This window comes from Kribbella sp. NPDC056951 (assembly GCF_042674205.1).
Classification (GTDB): domain Bacteria; phylum Actinomycetota; class Actinomycetes; order Propionibacteriales; family Kribbellaceae; genus Kribbella; species Kribbella yunnanensis.
This window is the reverse complement of the sequence record NZ_JBHUQZ010000001.1, coordinates 413,589-432,723: the sequence shown is the minus strand read 5'-3', so window position 1 is coordinate 432,723 and position 19,135 is coordinate 413,589. Positions and strand designations below refer to the sequence as shown.

Annotated in this window: 14 protein-coding genes; 10 read left to right on the top strand and 4 right to left on the bottom strand. The window is 67.5% G+C overall.

Annotated elements, in window-relative coordinates; all coding sequences use genetic code 11:
• Window positions 1-81 precede the first annotated feature (81 nt).
• Together ACFTSF_RS02150 and ACFTSF_RS02145 are read left to right on the top strand one after the other, a co-directional pair.
• Window positions 82-3,384 carry a glycoside hydrolase domain-containing protein gene (locus ACFTSF_RS02150; protein ID WP_380152066.1) on the top strand — a complete coding sequence of 1,101 codons (3,303 nt, stop codon included), beginning with the start codon at window positions 82-84 and terminating at the stop codon, window positions 3,382-3,384.
• 65 nt (window positions 3,385-3,449) lie between these two features.
• Window positions 3,450-4,967, top strand: coding sequence for a DUF4185 domain-containing protein (locus ACFTSF_RS02145; protein ID WP_380152065.1), 1,518 nt, complete (start codon window positions 3,450-3,452; stop codon window positions 4,965-4,967).
• Here the strand turns inward: ACFTSF_RS02145 and ACFTSF_RS02140 are convergent.
• Genes ACFTSF_RS02140 through ACFTSF_RS02130 form a run of 3 tightly spaced genes read right to left on the bottom strand, consistent with a single transcriptional unit; the run spans window position 4,953 to window position 8,379 of the window.
• Window positions 4,953-6,254 carry a winged helix DNA-binding domain-containing protein gene (locus tag ACFTSF_RS02140; protein WP_380152064.1) on the bottom strand — a complete coding sequence of 434 codons (1,302 nt, stop codon included), beginning with the start codon at window positions 6,252-6,254 and terminating at the stop codon, window positions 4,953-4,955. The two genes, ACFTSF_RS02145 and ACFTSF_RS02140, sit on opposite strands and share 15 nt — an antisense overlap.
• 25 nt (window positions 6,255-6,279) lie before the next feature.
• Window positions 6,280-7,638, bottom strand: coding sequence for a threonine/serine exporter family protein (locus ACFTSF_RS02135; RefSeq protein ID WP_344147868.1), 1,359 nt, complete (start codon window positions 7,636-7,638; stop codon window positions 6,280-6,282).
• Window positions 7,639-7,650: 12 nt separating this feature from the next.
• Complete coding sequence (locus ACFTSF_RS02130) at window positions 7,651-8,379, bottom strand: phosphotransferase (protein WP_380152063.1); 729 nt, start codon at window positions 8,377-8,379, stop codon at window positions 7,651-7,653.
• 1,099 nt (window positions 8,380-9,478) lie between these two features.
• On the opposite strand from ACFTSF_RS02130, the gene ACFTSF_RS02125 reads away from it, so the two are divergent.
• From ACFTSF_RS02125 to ACFTSF_RS02100, 6 genes are read left to right on the top strand one after another with little or no spacing between them, the layout of a single operon-like run.
• Window positions 9,479-10,639, top strand: coding sequence for a Gfo/Idh/MocA family oxidoreductase (locus ACFTSF_RS02125; RefSeq protein WP_344165455.1), 1,161 nt, complete (start codon window positions 9,479-9,481; stop codon window positions 10,637-10,639).
• Window positions 10,639-11,817 carry a dihydrodipicolinate synthase family protein gene (locus ACFTSF_RS02120; protein ID WP_380152062.1) on the top strand — a complete coding sequence of 393 codons (1,179 nt, stop codon included), beginning with the start codon at window positions 10,639-10,641 and terminating at the stop codon, window positions 11,815-11,817. The genes ACFTSF_RS02125 and ACFTSF_RS02120 overlap by 1 nt, the downstream gene beginning before the upstream one ends.
• A complete protein-coding gene (locus ACFTSF_RS02115) occupies window positions 11,814-12,629 on the top strand; it encodes a sugar phosphate isomerase/epimerase family protein (protein ID WP_380152061.1) in 816 nt (271 codons plus the stop codon). Before ACFTSF_RS02120 ends, ACFTSF_RS02115 begins: the two co-directional genes overlap by 4 nt.
• A 17-nt stretch (window positions 12,630-12,646) precedes the next feature.
• Window positions 12,647-13,387, top strand: coding sequence for a sugar phosphate isomerase/epimerase family protein (locus ACFTSF_RS02110; protein WP_380152060.1), 741 nt, complete (start codon window positions 12,647-12,649; stop codon window positions 13,385-13,387).
• A 56-nt stretch (window positions 13,388-13,443) separates the two neighbouring features.
• Window positions 13,444-14,883: a diguanylate cyclase domain-containing protein gene (locus tag ACFTSF_RS02105; RefSeq protein ID WP_380152059.1), complete on the top strand. Its 1,440-nt coding sequence runs from the start codon at window positions 13,444-13,446 to the stop codon at window positions 14,881-14,883.
• A 60-nt stretch (window positions 14,884-14,943) separates the two neighbouring features.
• Window positions 14,944-15,942: a hypothetical protein gene (locus tag ACFTSF_RS02100; protein ID WP_380152057.1), complete on the top strand. Its 999-nt coding sequence runs from the start codon at window positions 14,944-14,946 to the stop codon at window positions 15,940-15,942.
• Window position 15,943: 1 nt separating this feature from the next.
• On the opposite strand, the gene ACFTSF_RS02095 is transcribed toward ACFTSF_RS02100, so the two are convergent.
• On the bottom strand, window positions 15,944-16,414 hold the full coding sequence (locus tag ACFTSF_RS02095) for a GNAT family N-acetyltransferase (protein ID WP_380152056.1): 471 nt from the start codon (window positions 16,412-16,414) through the stop codon (window positions 15,944-15,946).
• Window positions 16,415-16,552: 138 nt separating this feature from the next.
• On the opposite strand from ACFTSF_RS02095, the gene ACFTSF_RS02090 reads away from it, so the two are divergent.
• A complete protein-coding gene (locus ACFTSF_RS02090; RefSeq protein ID WP_380152055.1) occupies window positions 16,553-18,133 on the top strand; it encodes an alkaline phosphatase D family protein in 1,581 nt (526 codons plus the stop codon).
• Between the two features lie 76 nt (window positions 18,134-18,209).
• Window positions 18,210-19,076, top strand: coding sequence for an aldo/keto reductase (locus ACFTSF_RS02085; RefSeq protein WP_380152054.1), 867 nt, complete (start codon window positions 18,210-18,212; stop codon window positions 19,074-19,076).
• The last annotated feature ends 59 nt before the right edge of the window (window positions 19,077-19,135 follow it).

Sequence of the window (19,135 nt, the reverse complement as noted above, 5' to 3'; positions counted from 1 at the left end):
GGTCTAGTGGAGTTTCTTGCCGGAAGCGGCACGCGGCCCGACGCTGAGCCGTATCAACCCCGGCCGCCCCGAGGACGGATCATGCGACTTTTCCGTTGTTTTCTTGCCCTCATCACCCTGATCGCACTCGCTCCACTCACCCAGGCCCGCGCCACCGGCTCGCTGGCCGGATCCTGGGCCTGGACCGAATCGGTATATACCAGTGTATTCCCCGACTCCCGTCCATCCGCCGATTCCGGCGACGTCTTGCGCCTCGACACCGCCCGCAACGAGTACGAGGCGGCCCAGCTCGTCGTACGGCGCCCGGACGCCTTCCGGGTCGACCAGGTCGCCTTCACCGATCTGGTCAGCGGCGCGAACCGGCTCCCGGCCGCGAATCTCGAGTACAAGTTCGTCGAGACGACGTACCTGAACCGGAACTCGGGCACGCCCAACCCGGTGTATCCGCTGACCCGCACCGGCGCCGGCCAGTACCCCGACGGCTTGTCGAACGATCCGGCCCGCGACGTACCGGCTCGGACCACCCAGCCGATCTGGATCCGCGTCTTCGTCCCCGCGACCACGCCAGGCGGTCTTTACACCGGTACGGCGACCGTCCGGACGACTGCCGGCGACCAGGCGGTCCCGATCCAGGTCGACGTACGGGCGGTGACGTTGCCAGAGGCAAGTGATGGCGGGTTCACGAATGCCCTGTGGTCGTTGATGTTCGGGGCCCTCGACACCGGGGATCCGGAGCTCGGCGGTAGGGAGCCGGTGGAGGACGCGTTCGGTCAGGTCAAGTACACCGACGGCTGGTGGGCCCTGATGGAGAACCTGGCCAAGGAGTGGAAGGCGCATCGGACCAACAACCTCAGCGTCCCGATGATGCGGGTGCTCACCGATGCGCACACGTCCTTCGACGCGGCCACCGGCAAGTACGTCTTTCAGTGGCAGCGCTTCGACGAGATCGTCGAGTTCTTCCTGGCCCGCGGTGGCGTCAAGCGCATCGAGGGCTTCCTGCAGAGCTACGACCACGGGAACCCGGACTGGTCGGTCGAGATGATCGATCCGGTGACCAACACTCCGGTCCGGCGGGCGTGGAACAGCCCGACCGCTACGCGCTGGCTCGACCAGTACACGACGGCTCTGCGCGCTCACCTGGAAGCGAAGGGCTGGGCGTCGAAGTTCTGGACGCACGTCGGCGACGAGCCCACTGGTAAGAACGGCGAGAGTTCCTGGACCGGCATCGCGAACCGGATGCGGGCAGCCTGGCCGGACATCAAGCTCGGCGACGCCGCATACGAGGAGCCGGCGGCGAGCCGGCTGGCCGAGCGCGCCGACATCATGATCCCGAACCTGGGCAACTACAGCACGACCCCCGCGGCGTACGACCGGCTGCGCACCGAGCAGGGCAAGGAGTTGTGGCTGTACAACTGCAGCATCCCGGTCGCCAACTACCTCAACCGTTTCGTCGACCAGCCGCAGTGGCACCAGCGGCAGACGATGTGGTTCGCGTACTCCCGCGGCGCCTCCGGCTACCTGCACTGGGCGATGGACAAGTGGTGGTACCCGGTCGACCAGCACAACGAGAAGGGCGACGGCTACATCGTCCTGCCTGACCGGGCTCGCCAGACGATCAAGTCGACCGTCCGCTACGAATCGCTGCGCGACGGCATCGAGGACTGGGAGGTCCTCAACCTGCTTGGCAAGACCGACCCGGTCGCCGCGCGCGATCTCGCCGCCGGCCTGGTGCCCCTTGGTGACAAGTACACGCCAGACACGTCGTACATGATTCGGATCCGTCGCACGATGCTCGACCTCGCGGCCGGTCGACCGGTGCCGGCTCTGCCTGCCACGACGACCAGCGGCAGCGGGTGGCGTCAGCTCGACTTCGGCAAGCAGGTGCAGCTCGACACCGTGCGGCTGCGCTGGACCGGCGGCGTACCGGCTTCGGTGAAGCTGAGCATCTCGTACGACGGGAGCCGGTGGACGCCGATCTCCGCGAGCACGGGTGTCAGCACTCCTAATGCCAAGGCGCGGTATGTCCGGATCGAGACGGCATCGGCGCTGTCATCGGTCGACGTGACCGGCGCTGTCCTCGCGAGTCCGAATCTGGCGGGTGGGCGCGAGTATCGCTGGTCGGAGACACCGTGGGGCGAGCGGCCGGACAGCGGCGGGGAGGCGACGGACGGCGTACTGGCTGATGCTCAGGACGACGGCCGGTCGGTTGGTTTCACCTTTGCGCCGGGCGCTCGGCGGACTGTGTCGCTGACGATGGACCTTGGCACGGTCCAGCGGGTTGGCCGGGCCCGGACACATGCGTACGAGGAGTACCCGGCGTATCGGCCGGATGAGGTTCGGGTGTTGACGAGCGTTGATGGGGAGCGCTTCACGTCGCGCGCTGCGCAGCCGGCGCCGCGGGGCACGGCTGGGGTTTGGTACGACCTCACGTTCGCGGCCGCGCCGGCGCGGTACGTGCGGTTCGAGTTCCCGAAGACCGGGTCGGCGACGGGCGACAAGATGTTCGTGGACGACGTCGAGGTGTACGGCGCCTCGGAGCCGGCGAACCTGGCGTGGGGTCGGCCGGTGTATCGGAACGTCGAGCCGGCCGCGGCTTACCCGGACTCCGGGCAGGAATCGACCGATGGCATTCGCGGTGGTGGATTCGGTGACGGACTGGGCTACGGCTATCCGTTGGCGGCCGGTGAGACCAAGAGCGTGGAGGTCGAGGTCGATCTCGGCGGGTCGAAGGTGGTCGACCGCGTTCGGGTGGCGGCGTACGACGACGATCTGCACGACTATGCGCCCGACAAGGTGCAGGTGGTGGTTGCCGGTGCGGTGGTGGCAGAGGCCGTCGTACCGGTTGGCGGGTGGTACGACCTGAGCTTCCCTGCGGTCAGCCATGACGGGGTGGTCGTGCGGCTGACCAAGACCGAGCACCACTTCGCGGACTACCTGTTCGTGGACGAGATCGTCGTACAGGGTGCGATCGGGCCTGATCTGGTCCGGTCGTATTCGGCACCGGCCGCTCAGTACCCCGATGGTGGGTCGGAGTCGGCGGACGGCGTACTGGCTGGGCACTACCGCGACGGGCGCTCGTACGGCTATCCGGCACCTCGTACGGCGGACGTCGTACTGGATCTGGGATCGGTGGCACCGGTGTCGTTGGTCCGGGTGCGGGCCTATGCCGACGGGGAGCACGACTATGCGCCGTCGGAGGTGGTCGTCGCGACCAGCACGGACGGTACGTCGTACACGGAACGCACTCGGACATCGACGGCGGCCGCGCGTTGGTTCGAGCTGCCGTTCAGCGCGGTGGACGCACGGTATGTCCGGGTGACGCTCCGCAAGACCACGGGGACGAACGCGGACTGGCTCTTCATCGACGAGCTCACGGCGCATTGACCTCGGTCGCATGCGGGTCTACGGTGACGGGAAATCGATTTCTTCCCCCGCCTGAGGAGATCCGCATGCGGAACCGATGGTTGTTCGTCCTCCCTGTGGTGATCGGGGCCGCGCTGGTACCGGCCGGCCCCGCTGCGTTGGCGACTCCGGTGCCGTCACCGGCCGAGCGAGTCGCCAAGCTGACCGGGCCGCAGTCGATCAACGACACCGAGGCCCGGTTCGCGCTGAAGGCGACCGACCTCGGAATCCTGTGGGACAACGGATCCGGCGAGATCCTGACCGCGTTCGGCGACAGCTACGGCGCGGGGTGGACCGGGCCGGGTGGCGGGGCCGGCGATCCGGCGACCATCGACTGGCGGTGCAACCTGCTGCTGCGGAGCAAGGACCGGAACCTGGCCGACGGGATGACGCTGGATTCTGCGGCCGAGGACCGGCCCGGGCACGCGAAGGAGTTCCTGGGCTGCAAGAAGATCGACCGCGACGAGCACACCGTCATCCCGACCGGGGGCATCTCGGTCGGGAAACGCCAGTACGTGCAGTACATGTCGGTCAACTACTGGGGTCCGGCCGGCTCGTGGTTCACGAACTACTCCGGTTTCGCCTACTCCGACGACAACGGCGAGAACTGGACGAAGTCGCCGACCGCGCGCTGGCAGAACACGGCGTCGTGGGATTCGAACTTCCAGATGGTCGCGTTGGTGCGGTCAGCCGGCTATGTGTACATGATCGGTACGCCGAACGGTCGGTTCGGAAACGCTTATCTGGCTCGGGTTTCGGAATCTCGGGTTCTCGACAAGGACGCGTGGCGATACTGGGATGGGCGGACGTGGACGCGGTCGGAGCGGTCCGCCGTACCGATTGCGGCGGGGCCGGTGTCCGAGGTGTCGGTGCAGTGGAACGCGCATCTCGGCAAGTGGCTGATGATGTATCTCGACGAGCAGCGGGCATCCGTCGTACTGCGGACTTCCGCGTCGTTGACCGGGCCGTGGAGTGGTGAGCAGGTCGTTGTCCGCGGCACCGACTTCCCGGGGCTGTACGGGACGTACATGCATCCTTGGTCGACTGGGTCGGATCTGTATTTCACGATGTCGCAGTGGGATCCGTACAACGTGTTCCTGATGCACACCAAGCTGACTGATGACGGTCAGATTGCCAACCTGGTCACGGATCCTGGCTTCGAGGCGCAGACCGGTAGTACACCTTCGGCGCCTTGGCAGTTGAATGGTCAGGGCGGGATCGACCGGTCCAACCTGGGGCATTCGGGGGTCAACAACGCGTTCGTCCGGGCTTCCATCGGATCACATCAGTTGCAGCAGACCGTTGCCGTGCGCCCCTATCACCGGTATCGGTTGTCCGCTTGGATCCGGACTGCGGAGAACAACTCCGAGACGATGATCGGAGTCCGCACGCTGCGCGGGCGGACGGTGGTTGAGCGGACGGGTGGCGCGCATCCGGCGTACACGAAGGTGTCCGTCGACTTCGATTCTGGGCGGGAGTCGCTGGTTCAGCTGTACGCCGGGTTCTTCGGGCATGGGCAGGATGTCTGGCTGCAGGTGGATGACGTGGAGCTACGGGAGACGTAATCCACGCATCTGCGGCGAGGCGTACACGTTGGTGATGCGGACGCCGTCCAGCCAGTCGGTGAGCCGTTCCGCTTCAGCCTCTAGTGCCTTGTGCGCCTGCTTGCCGACGTCGTCGTGAATGACCAGGCGCACAGGCGCGGCCGAGTCGTCGGGGTCCTGGACCCAACAGCCGACAATCCGGCCGTTCCACCACGCGGTGTTGCCGGCATTGCCGTTGGTGTCGAACAGGTACGGCTTGTCCGCCGGATCCAGGTAGAAGTCGCGCTCCTTCCACCCCATCACCGTCGGATCAAGCGAAGGAAGCAACGCAGCCCAGGGCTCGCCGCCTTCTGGAGCCCGGCGACCGGCTCCGCCCGCGCCCACCTCGTCCGCGGGCCCCCGACCTGCGGGCGCCATCGCCGCCGCACCCGCACCGCTCGCGGGCGCTGGACCTGCGGGCTCCGTGTCGTCCGGCAGGACCCAGCCGGTGGCGCCTCCATCCAGGCTCACTTCGACCGCCTCGACGTCGGCCAGCGCTCGTCGTACGGCGGTCTTGGTGCCGCCGAGCCACCAGACGATGTCGGCCTCGGTGCCCGGTCCGAAGGTCGCGAGCCAGCGGCGGACCAGCTCGGCGTACCCCTCGTGCTCCTCGAGCGGCGTCGGGACCTCGCCGAGCCAGTGTTTGGTGGTCGTCCACGCGGGCTTGTTGAAGCGCCAGTGGCCGGCGTTGACGGCACGCATCACGTCACCCTGCGCGGACAGCAGCGCCATCACCACCGGCGCGATCGGCAGGTCACCGCCCCACTTCTTGTCCGGACCGCCGCCAGTGCTTATCCGTACGTCGAGCGCCGGGACCTGGTCGCGGATCTCGCGGGTTGTGCGAGCAACGCCGTCCGCCAGCAGGTCGCGCACCGCCGCGGTCGCCTCGTCCAGCCACGGCCGAATCGCGTCGCCACTCACAACCCCGCCATCGGCCAACCGCTTCGTCGCGTCCGTCACCTGCTGACGCGCAACGCGCGCCGCGGCGCTCCCTAACGCGGCCGGCAGCAGGTCCCGCGGGAACACGAACAACGTGCGCCGCATCGCCAACTGCTTCACCACGCTGCGTTCGTCGTACAAGGCGCTGTCCACCTCAGCCACCGTCACCCCGGCAACGCGCGCCCACAACGACAGGTGCACGGTGGCCGCCTCGGTCGCGTGCAGCACCGTCATCCCGCGCACCGCATCCTCGATCGCGCCGAAGCGCCGTACCAGCCCGTGGCGGATCGCAAGCCGCCGCCGGCGGTCGTCATCGGTGATGTGCAGCATGCCGCAATCCTGACAGGAGTAGCGGTCAGTCTGTGGCCGCTGATCGGGTGCGGCGACTCCGGCGAGAGCTGGTACGACGGCGTACCGGGCGGCGGGGACCGATCAAGCGGGGACCGGCCAGGCGGTCCTCGAGTCGGCGGGCCTCGCGGCGGATCGGCTGGGCGACGTACTCACCCAGGATCACTCCGGACGCGATGGCGATGGCGATCGCGACCGCCGTGGCGAGGCTGACGATGCCGATCAGGTTGCCGAGGCCGGTCAGTTCGTACAGGCCTTTGTAGATGGTGAGTCCCGGCAGCAGCGGTACCGTGCCGGACACGACCACCACCAACGGCGGTACGCCGGATCTCCGGCCGAGCGAATAGCTCCCGAACCCGACCGTGAACGCCGCGGCCGCGGTCGACCACGCCGGCCCGAACTCCGCCCGCGTCATCAACGTGAACACCAGCGACCCCGCCCCACCGATCACCGCAACCGGCAACAACGCCCGCAGCGGCGCGTACGACGCGTAGGCGAACGCGACCGCCATCAGCGCGCCGGAACCGACCATGATCGGCAAGTTCGAAAGCTGGATCGTCTGCGCCTCGATACCGACATGGAAGCCGAGTTTGATACCGATCGCGAGACCGAGGCTGACACCCGCGATGATGCCGCCGGTGAGCAGCATCGCCTCGAGACTGCGAGCGGCCGCGGTCACGTAGTACCCGGTGATCGCATCCTGAACAGCACCGGTCAACGCGATCCCGGCCAACAGCATGATGATGCCCGCGGCAACGACCAACGACGGTTTCACCGGCGCATGAACGGCGTACAGAACCAGCGCGACCGCGGTCGCGACAAACGCTCCGGCGACTTGCTGATAGAACGCGGGCAACCGCTGCCGGTTGAACCATCGGTTGCTCAAATCGATCACGATCGCCGTAACGACCGCAACCAACGTGATCAACCAACCACCGCCAAGCAGCAACGTCGCACCACCCGCCATCACACCCCAGGCGACGACGGCAGTCCACCGCGGGTACGGCGGTCCGGCCGACGTCAGGCGGGCGAGTTCGCGGCTCGCCTCGTCGCGGGTGACTTCGCCGCGTGAGTACCGGCGTACCAGGTGATCGACCTCGGTCAGACGGGAGAAGTCCTGCGACCGGTAACGCACGACGCGCATATGCGTCTCGGGCGCGGTATCCGGCGACGCCTGGTACGAGATCGCGATCGACGTGAACGTGATGTCGACCTCACAACCCCGCAACCCACCAGCCGCTGTCACACCAAGAATGGTCGCCGTGGCATCCGCCGTACCGGCCCCGCTGGACAGCAACACCTCGCCGACCCGCAACGCCAGATCCAGCGTCCGGTAAACCTCCCGCTGCTCGTCCAGATCCGTCACCCCACCAGCACATCACACCGCCACCCCCATCCGCCCGAGCGCATCCCTGACGAACACATCGCGCCGCTCAGTCGCTTGGGCCCAATCCAGCACCGTCGGCGTGTTGAGCGCCGCCACCAGATCCCAGTACGCACTCCCGCCGGTTGCCCGCAGCCCATAAGTGATCGCCATCTGCTTCCGCAGCTCCCCGAAATCCACCCCCGGATTCCCGACGCCCGCCGTCTTCCAGTCGATCAACACACACTCACCCCCAGCCCAAGCCACGTTCCCCGGCCAAACATCCCCATGCAAAAACACCGTCGGCCCCTGCGGCACCTCCATCCCCCGTACGACGTCATCCGCCAACCGCAGCAGTCGTGTCGTACGCATTGCGCCGACCCGCCGATCCCGAGCAAAGTCATCCACCGCAATAGGCCGAGTCCGCACCGGCAACCCCGGCCGAGCCTCCAACGGCACATGCACGCGGTCCAACGCGGCGTGCACCCGCGCGATGTCAGGTCTGTCCGGCCACGTCGTACTCCCGATCACCCTCTCCACAGTCGCCGGCACGTCGAGATCCACCCCCAACAACCGAGGCGCCGGCACCCCGAACTCCTCCGCAACCGCCAACGCCGCAGCCCCGGTAGCAACCATCCCCGCATCAACCCGAGGAGTCACCGCCCGCAGCACAACGCCTTCGCGCCGCCCGCCAACCTCAACCGTCACCAGCCAAGGCCCCTGCACCCCATGCAACGGCCGCACAGACACGACCATCGCCCCGTCGCCAACACACCCAGCGACCCACCCCAACACCCGCTCGGCCGGCATCCCGCCGCCTGCGCTCCTACCCTTCCCGCACCGTCCGACCATGCCACACCCCCGGGTAACCAACAACCACCCCGCCCTCGGGCGAACCACCGCCGCCTTCCCTCGCGTTCATCCTCCCCAGACCGCTTCGGGGAGGCTCCAGGCCGGATTCGGGCGGTGGATCCTCCCCGCACTCCCCCACGGCCAGCGCGCAGTCCCCCAAACCGGTTTGGGGAGGAAGTTGGGCCGGTCGGGGCGGATATCCACCCCACGCCTTCCGCAACGGTCACCCGCGGGCGACGGCAACTCACTCCCCCAGCCACAGCCCGGCCAGCACAAGCAACGGAGACGCGGTAGCCGGCCTCGCCATCCCCTCAGCCACGCGCCCTGGCCCGCCCTCTTGTTTTGTCGGCCGCTTTAGCGGTCGAGTTCGCGCCGGGCTCGGCCGGAGACGTACGTGGGTGGTTGCTCGCCGCGACGGCCGACTAAAAGAAGGGGTGGCTGGGCGACGCGCGGGCTGAGGGGGATGGCGAGGCCGGCTACCGCACTCTCCGTCGCCTGGGGCTGACGGGCTTTGGCTGATGCTACGGCAAGGGGCCCGAGGACACCTGGTGACGCCGCATGAGAGACGCTCGGAGCGTGATCAAGCCGCACGGGAGGCGGCTTGAGCCCGACCACGTCGCACGGGAAGCGTTTCGAGGCGGACCACGTCGTACGGGAGGGGTTTCGGGGCGGGATCACGTCGTGCGGGACTTGATTCGGGCGTTGGTCGGAAATAAAGCGGGTGGTGGCGCCGAAAATCCTCCGACGAGCGGCTTGGGCGTCGGTACGGACACGTAGTGGGTAGTCGGTCGGAGGGCCGGTGAGCGTGGATCGGGGTGGGCGGGAGTCAGTGCGAGGGACTAGTACGTGTTCTTCGCTACGGCGGCCAGTCGGGGCGGGTTGGGGATATCGCTTTCCGGTTTCGGGTTGACTCGTCGTTTCAGCTCTCTTATGGTTGCGGAACACGCCTTGGAAAGCCCTTTCCAAGGGTTCGAGGGAGGCGCGGGGAACTGTGAGCGAGCGACGTATCGGGATCGTGATGAACGGGGTCACCGGCCGGATGGGGCTGCGGCAGCATCTGGAGCGCTCGATCGTGGCGATCCGGGAGCAGGGCGGGATCCAGGCTGCTGACGGGACGATGATCATTCCGGACCCGATTCTGGTCGGGCGGAACGAGTTGAAGTTGCGGCGGATCGCGGAGACGTACGGGCTGAGCCGGTGGACGACCGATGTCGCCGAGGCGCTCGCGGAGCCGGATGTGGAGATCTACTTCGACTCGCAGCTCACGCAGTTGCGGGAGAAGGGGGTCCGCGCGGCGGTGGAGGCCGGGAAGGCGATCTACTGCGAGAAGCCGATCGCCGACAGTCTCGACGCGGCGGTCGACCTGGCTCGGCTGGTGCGGGATTCGGGGCTGAAGAACGGTGTCGTCCAGGACAAGCTGTCACTGCCGGGGCTGCGGAAGCTGAAGCGGTTGGTCGACGGTGGGTTCTTCGGGAAGATCCTGTCGGTGCGCGGCGAGTTCGGATACTGGGTGTTCGAAGGCGACTGGCAGGAAGCGCAGCGGCCGTCGTGGAACTACAAGTCCGAAGAGGGCGGCGGGATCATCGTCGACATGTTCTGCCACTGGCGGTACGTGCTCGACCAGATCTTCGGTGAGGTCAAGTCCGTCTACTGCCAGGGCGCGACCCATCTTCCGGCCCGCTGGGACGAGCAGGGCAAGGAATACGCGGCCACGGCCGACGACGCGGCGTACGGCGTGTTCGAGCTCGAGGGCGGGATCGTCGCGCAGCTGAACTCGTCGTGGACGACTCGGGTGTTCCGGGACGAGCTGGTCGAGTTCCAGGTGGACGGGACCGAGGGTTCGGCGGTTGCCGGGCTGCGGAACTGTCGCGTGCAGCACCGGTCCGCGACTCCGAAGCCGGTCTGGAACCCGGACATCCCGGCCACGGAGAACTTCCGCGAGCAGTGGGCGACGGTTCCGGACAACGAGACGTTCGACAACGGGTTCAAGGTGCAGTGGGAGATGTTCCTGCGCCACATCGTCGACGACGCGCCGTGGTCGTGGGACTTCGTCGAGGGTGTCAAGGGTGTGCAGCTCGCTGAGCTCGGACTGCAGTCGTGGCGCGAGGGACGCAAGCTCGAGGTGCCGGCGCTCGACCTCGGAGCGAAGTGATGAAGCTGCCGCTGAACGGTGAGCTGGTCGACTACCAGCTCGTCGGTACGCCGGTTGCCCAGGGCACCTATTCTCCCGCCAGATCGCGGTTGGCCTTCGCAGCAGCTCACGTGGTCGCCGACCCACTCGGCGACAATTCGCCCGGCGCACCCGCCGTGATCGACTGGGAACACACGCTAGGTTTCCGCCGCCACCTGTGGTCGCTGGGCCTGTCGGTCGCCGAAGCAATGGACACAGCACAACGCGGAATGGGCCTCGACTGGGCAGCCACCCAAGAGCTCATCCGCCGCTCAGCCGCGGAAGCCCCCGACGGCCGGATCGCGGTGGGCGTAGGCACAGACCAGCTACCCGCCACGCCACAACCCGCCGCCGGCTCCAACGGAACAGGCGGAGCTCACTCGCTTGATGCGGTCATCGCGGCTTACGAGGAGCAGTTGGCGGTTGCTGAGGATGTGGCGGCGCAGCCGATTTTGATGGCTAGTCGGGCTTTGTGTGCGGCTGCTGGTGGGCCGGAGGATTACCGGAAGGTTTATGACCGGCTCCTCTCGCAGTCTTCGCGGCCGGTGATTTTGCATTGGCTGGGGTCGATGTTCGATCCGGCGCTCGAGGGGTACTGGGGCAGCGCGTCGGTGGATGACGCGGCGGACACCGTGGTTGAGCTGATCAACGACAACCTTCAGAAGGTGGACGGGATCAAGGTCTCGTTGCTGGATGCCGACAAGGAAGTTGCCCTGCGCAAGCGTCTTCCCCAGGGCGTGCGGCTCTACACCGGGGACGACTTCAACTACCCCGAGTTGATCCAGGGCGACGGCGACCGTTACAGCGACGCGCTGCTGGGGATCTTCGCCGCCATCGCCCCCGCCGCCGCGGCCGCCCTGAAGGCGCTCGACGACAACGATCTCGACACGTACGAGCGCGTCTTCGCGCCGACAGTTCCGCTCGCGCGGCAGATCTTCTCCGCGCCGACTTACTACTACAAGACCGGAATCGCCTTCCTGGCTTGGCTGAACGGTTACCAGCCTGGCTTCACGATGGTCGGTGGATTGCAGACCGGGCGGTCGCTTCCGCATCTCGCGGACACGTTCCGGTTGGCGGATCAGGCCGGCGTACTGACTGATCCGGAGCTTGCCGTCGAGCGGTTCCGGCAGTTGCTCAAGGTCGGCGGGGTCGACGCGTGAACCGCTACAGCCTCAACCAGGCAACGACGAAGTACTGGCCGCTCGAAGATGTCGTCAAAGCCAGTGCCAACGCCGGCCTGGAGTGGATCGGCCTGTGGCGCGAGCCAATCCAGGAGTACGGCGCGGAGCGGGCCGCCAAGCTGGTTGCGGACGCCGGGCTGAAGGTGTCGTCGCTCTGCCGTGGCGGCTTCTTCACCGCCACCGACCCGCAAGAGCGGCAAGCGAAGATCGACGACAACCGTCGCGCGATCGACGAGTCGGCAACACTCGGTACGTCGGTTCTCGTCCTGGTCAGCGGCGGTTTGCCGCCTGGATCCCGCGACATCGACGGCGCGCGGGCGATGATCCGCGACGGCCTCGCCGAACTGGCGCCGTACGCGGAAGAACGCGGTGTGGTCCTCGCGATCGAGGCCCTGCATCCCATGTTCGCCTCAGATCGCTGTGTGGTCTCGTCGCTCAGCGGTGCACTCGACATTGCCGAACATTTCCCGGCGAACCAGGTCGGGGTGATCGTCGACGCCTATCACCTGTGGTGGGACGCCGATGTCTACCGGCAGATCGAGCGGGCCGGTGAGCGGATCGTCTCGTACCAGGTCAGCGACTGGACCGTGCCGCTCCCCGCCGACAACCTGCTCGGTCGCGGGATGATGGGCGACGGTGTGATTGAACTGCGCCGACTCCGGGAAGCCTGTGACGCGGCCGGGTACGACGGTCCGATCGAGGTCGAGATCTTCAACCAGGAACTGTGGGACGCGCCGGGCCAGGAAGTCTTCGACCTGGCGTACGCCCGCTATCAGGAGCACGTCATCTAACGCCCTAGGAGCTGAGAATGACCATTCCCGCCGACGGTATCGGGATGCACCTGTACACCATGCGGGACGTGCTGGCAGAGGACTATCCGGGAACACTGAAGCGACTGGCCGACATCGGCTATCGCACGGTGGGAGTGAGCGGACGGTTCGACCACAGTGCCGAGGAGATCCGTGGGTTCGCGGACGACGCCGGGCTGAAGGTCGTGCTGGAGCACGTCGGATATGCGCGGATGGCGGACAACTGGGCCGGCGCGCTGGCCGACGTACAGACGCTCGGGGCGCAGTGGATCGTCGTACCGAGCATTCCGGTCGAGCAGCGGTCGATCGAAGGCTTCCGTACGGCGGCCGCCGCGTTCACCGAGGCTGGGAAGGCTGCGCGTGATGCCGGGCTGAAGTTGTTGTTCCACAACCATGGTCACGACTTCAACGAGATCGACGGGACTGTTCTGTACGACATCCTGCTCGACGTGGATCCGGAGCTGCTCGGGTTCGAGCTGGACCTGTACTGGGCGGTCGACGGCGGTCACGACCCGGCGAAGCTGTTCCAGGAGCACCCGGGGCGGTTCCCCGCACTGCACGTGAAGGACATGGCCGCGGACGGGTCGTGGGAGGACGTGGGCGCCGGCAAGCTGGACTTCGGCGCGATGTTCGAGCACGCGGCGTCAGGCGGTGTCGAGCAGTACCTGGTGGAGCACGACAAGCCGACCGACTCCTGGGCTTCCGCTGAGCGCAGCTACCGCGGTCTGACCGAGATTTAGCGCACCTCTGTGGATACAGCCGCTCACTGTTAGTACTTTCCGCCTATTCTCGATCTGTGCTTAACGAACCTTCGGTGCCACTGACGGCGGTCCGTCGGCTCTACGAGGTGAGTGCGCGGATGGGCGCCGGGCGCAGCCTGGCCGAAACCCTGCAGGCCGTGGTCGACGGTGTGGTGGACGGTCTGGGCTTCGGTATCGCCGTGCTCAACCTCCGCCAGCCGGACGGGAAGTTCGAGGTCATCGCGGTCTCCGGGTCCCCGGAGGCCCGCGAGGCCCTGCTCGGCACGGTCAGCGCGGCGGACATCTTCGACGCCGAGTTCGCGCTCGCCGACGAGTGGGGCGGGCTGCGGTTCGTCCCTCACGAGCGGCTGCCCGAAGGTGACGTGGTCGGCTGGGTTCCCGACGTACCGATGGCTAGCGGGCCGGATGCGTGGCACCCGCTCGATGCACTGTTCGCCCCGCTGTACTCGTCCGAGAACGAGCTGGTCGGGATGCTTTCGGTCGACCTTCCGGAGGACCAGCGCCGGCCCGGGCCGATCCACCGCGAGCTGCTGGAGATCTTCGCCACCCAGGCCGGCCTGGCGATCGACAAGGCCCGCCTGACCGACCAACTGCTCGCCGAGAAGTCCCGCCTGGAGGCGAGTGAGGCGACGTTCCGGATGGTCTTCGAAGGCGCGGGAAACGGGATGGCCACGGTCGCGCTCGACGGCCCCGAAGCCGGCCGGATCCTCCGCGTGAACGACGCCTTCTGCCAGATCACCGGGTACGACGCGGGGCAGCTGGTGGGTGCCGCCGCGAGCACGTTCCTGCGTGACGAGGAGCCGGAACAGACCCGGCGTGAGCTCGCCCGCCTCGCCGGCAGCGGCACGCCGTACCGGTTCGAGCGGCTCTTCCTACAGCCCAGCGGCAACGAGATCTGGCTCGGCGGTACGGCGGCCATCGTCGCCGAGAGCATCGGTCAGCCGCGGATCCTGCTCGTCCAGATCGACGACGTCACCGCCCGCAAGGACGCCGAACGCGAACTCCGCCACCACGCCGCCCACGACCCCCTCACCGGCCTCCCGAACCGCCGCCTCCTCCAGCACCGCTTCGACTCGGTCCTCGAACGCACCCGCAACTCCGGCCGCCCCGGCGCCCTGCTCTTCTGCGACCTCAACCACTTCAAACTGGTCAACGACGGCTACGGCCACGAAGCCGGCGACCGAGCCCTTCGCGAAATCGCCGCCCGCCTCACCACCGCAGTCCGTCACGGCGACACCGTCGCCCGCTTGGGCGGCGACGAGTTCGCCATCCTCGCCGAAGACATCGCCGACGACGCCCTCAAAGCCCTCATCACCCGCCTCGAGTCCGCCGTCAGCCGCCCCCTCGAAGGCATCACCACCCAGGTAACCACCGCCATCGGCACCACCCCCATCACCCCCACCAGCCCCGACCTCGACACCCTCCTCCACACCGCCGACCAGGCCATGTACGCCACCAAACACCACCGCGACTGAGCTGGCCGGGAGCTGCCAACCGCCGTTCGCGGCCGGTGATCCGCCGTACGTTGCGGGTCTATGCCCCAGTCACGGCGCCGCAAGAAGAAGCACACCGGGTCCGGCCAGCGGCCTCACCAGCCACCCGCCTACCCGGTAGACCCTCCTGCGCCCGCGCCGACCCCACCGACTCCGCCTCCCGCCAGCGCCCGGGAGCTGAGTGCGAGGGTCGAGGACCTCCTGCGACGACGACCTCGCTCCAACCCTGCTGAGTGGCTCGCGGAGCTCAACGCCGTACTCGCGGAGCTCGAGTACTGGCGGCCGCATGAGAGCTACAAACCGCCCAACTACGACCACCTCCCGCCGCTCGAGAAGCTCGTCCACCCCGCCTACAGCCCGGGAGCCACGCAGTACAAGGGTCCTTGGCACATCGCATCGCAGCGCGCCACCGCCGCGTACCACGGCATCCGGGCCGAGGTCGACAAGCTGGGCCCACGTGTACGCCGCGACCTGGCCGACCCGTCGGCCGCCGAACCGACGGACATGTTGCTGCCACTGAACGCCAGTCCGCGCTACACCTACCTGGCCACCAAAACAGTCCTGATCGGAGGGATCGAAGCCCCCGATCTCTATCGCTACCTGAAGGGCAATCCGGAGGCGCTGGAACGGATCGAGCAACTCATGTCCGGCCGCACGACGTGGGTGACCCCTGGATACCACTGGTGGATGGACCGGGCGGCCGCCGACACCGGGCGCCGCGAACCCGTCGAGATCACCCTCACCGTCAACGGGGACGGCGTCGCCCAGCTCCGCCGCGGCAACCAACTGCTCCCTGCCACCCCAGCCTCCTGGGCCGCCCTGACGTCGGATGCACTCCCCGAATACCAGCCCCCTCCACCCAGAGCTCCACTCGCGTCGGCACCGGCGCCGGCTCCCGTTCCGAAGCGGCGCCAGGTCCTGAGAGTCCTCACCACCGTGTTCCACACCCTGGTGTCGGGCGACTTCTGGATCCTCGTGCTGGGGCTCGGCCTGGTCGTGACCATCGCGGTCATCATCGTGATGGCACTGCTCAAGCTGTAGCTCAGGAACCCAGTGCAGTAAGGGGTTTGTCGGTGAGGCGGTAGACGGTCCATTCGTCTTGGGGTTTGGCGCCCAGGGATTCGTAGAAGTCGATGGCGGGGGTGTTCCAGTTGAGGACTGACCATTCGAGGCGTTCGTAGTTGTTGCGGACGCATTCTTGGGCGAGGGCGGTCAGGAGGGCTTTGCCTAGGCCGGTGCCGCGGGCTTCGGGGCGGACGAAGAGGTCTTCCAGGTAGATGCCGTGGACGCCGCGCCAGGTGGAGAAGCTGAGGAACCAGATGGCGCAGCCGACGATGCGGTCGTCCAGCAACGCCACGTGGGCGAAGACGGCGGGGGTCTCGCCGAAGAGAGCCGTCTGCAGCTGAGCCTCGGTCAGGTGGCATTCGGAGGGGGCTCGTTCGTAGTCGGCTAGGGCGTAGACGAGTTCGACGATGGCGGGGACGTCTTCCGGGCGGGCACGGCGTACGGTCATGGCGACATCCTGCACCATGGTCGATCTATCAACAGATCGCGTTAACTTCACCTCCACGACAGGCCTCCGACACCTGGCGAGATAACAGTGGCAGGCGCTTTCCCACCCTGAACCCGCCTCGTCCAGGAGGTATTTTTCATGACCGTTTCACGCCGCCGCTTCCTTGCCGCGGGTGGTGCGGGCTCGGCCGCCGTACTGCTCGGCACCGGCGCCTGGGACGCTTCGACCACGTACGCCGCGCCTGCGGCGGCCGGTAATCCGTTCACGCTCGGCGTTGCTTCGGGCGACCCGAAGTACGACAGCGTCGTGCTGTGGACCCGGCTCGCCACCGACCCGTTCGCCGTCGACGGCAAGGGCGGGATGCCCGACCGCTCGGTCCGCGTCGAGTACGAGGTCGCCCGCGACGAACAGTTCCGGCATGTCGTTCGCCGTTCTAGCGTCGTCGCCACCCCCGAACTCGGCCACTCGGTGCACCCGGAGATCCACGGCCTGCTGCCGGATCACGTCTACTACTACCGGTTCCGCACCGGCCACCAGATCTCGGCGGTCGGCCGCACGCGGACCACGCCGCATCCGTTCGCGAGCCCGCGAGAGCTGAAGTTCGCCTTCGCGTCCTGCAATGCCTGGCAGGACGGGTACTTCACGGCGTACGACCACATGGCCAACGAGGACCTCGACCTGGTCGTCCACCTCGGCGACTACCTGTACGAGTCCGGCGTGAAGACCAACAAGCGCGGCGTCACGACGGATCCACGATTCCACACCGAGACGTTCGACCTCGCGCGGTACCGGCTGCAGTACTCGCTCTACAAGTCCGAGGCGCCGCTGCAGGCTGCGCACGCCGCGCATCCGTGGATCCACACCTTCGACGACCACGAGGTCGAGAACAACTGGGCCGGCGACATCTCCCAGATCGACACCGAGCCCGACCAGGACCGGGCGGTCTTCCGCGCCCGGCGCGCGCAGGCCTTCCAGGCGCTCTACGAGAACATGCCGCTGCGGCACGAGCAGATGCCGGCCGGGCCCGACATCCGGTACCACCGCCGTCTTCCGTACGGGCGACTTGCCGACTTCACCATCCTCGACACCCGCCAGTACCGTTCCGACCAGGTCTGCGGCGACACCGACTCGTCCACCTGCGGCGACCGCTACAACCCCGACAACACCATGCTCGGCGGCAAGCAGCGCACGTGGCTGCTGGATGGCTTCAAGCAGTCGCACGCCCGCTGGCAGGTGCTCGGCAACCAGACCCCGATGGGTCAGACCGACTGGACGCCCGGCCCGGAGACCCATGTCTGGACCGATCCCTGGGACGGTTATGTTGCCGAGCGCAACAAGTTGCTCGGCGCCGCGCAGGACAGCGGCGTCCGCAACCTGGTGGTCATCACCGGCGACCGGCACCAGAACTACGCCCTCGAACTCAAGCGCGACTACGACGCCCCGGAGTCCGCGGCGGTCGGCACCGAGTTCGTCGGTACGTCGATCACCAGCGGCGGCGATGGCGCCGACATGACGGATCAGGGCAAGCAGTTCCTGGCCGCCAACGCGCACCTCAAGTTCTTCAACAGCCAGCGCGGCTACGTCCGGGTCACCGTCGACCAGAAGCAGTGGCGCTCCGACTTCCGCGTCCTCCCGTACGTGCAGACGCCGGGCGCGACGATCAGCACGCGCGCGACGTACGTCGTGGAGGACCGCAACCCGCACGTCCACAGCGCCTGATTCAGTAGCCGCAGTACTGGATGTATTCGGATATTCCTGTTGGCCTTCCAGGTTCCCGTGCGGGAACTTGGAAGGTATGACGAACCCCACCCGCACCCTCGGTGATGTCCAGGTCAGCCCGATCGGCCTCGGCGGGATGCCGATGTCGATCGAGGGCCGGCCCGACGAGGCCCGGTCGATCGCGACCATCCACGCCGCACTCGACGCCGGCATCACGCTGATCGACACCGCCGACGCGTACCACCTGACCGCGACCGACGTCGGTCACAACGAGACCCTGATCGCCAAGGCCCTCGCGTCGTACGGCGGTGACACGTCGAACGTCGTCGTCGCCACCAAGGGCGGTCACCTCCGCCCGGGCGACGGGAGCTGGACGCAGGACGGTTCCCCGGCGTACCTCAAGCAGGCGGTCGAGGCCTCGATCAAGCGACTCGGCGTCGAGGCGATCGGCCTGTACCAGTTCCACCGTCCCGACCCGAAGACGCCGTACGAGGACTCCGTCGGCGCCATCCGCGACCTGCTCGACGCGGGCAAGATCCGCCAGGCGGGTATCTCGAACGCCAACCCCGACCAGATCCGCCAGGCCAACGAGATCCTCGGCGGCCGCCTGGTCTCGGTGCAGAACCAGTTCTCACCGAGGTTCCGCTCCAGCGAGCCGGAGCTCGAGCTCTGCGACGAGCTCGGCATCGCCTTCCTGCCCTGGTCCCCGCTCGGCGGTATCTCCAGCGCCGGCGACCTCGGCGACAAGCACCCGGCCTTCCACACCCTCGCCTCCGAGCTCGGCGTCAGCCCGCAGAAGCTGACCCTGGCCTGGATGCTCGCCAAGTCCCCGGTCGTCATCCCGATCCCCGGATCGAGCCGCCCGGAGACCATCCGCGACTCCTACTCCGCCATCGAGCTCACCCTCACCCCCGACCAGGTTGCGACCCTCGACGCCGCCTGATACACCGAACCACTTGCAACAAGTGGCAACTTGGCCACGGATCCCCATAACCATGCTCC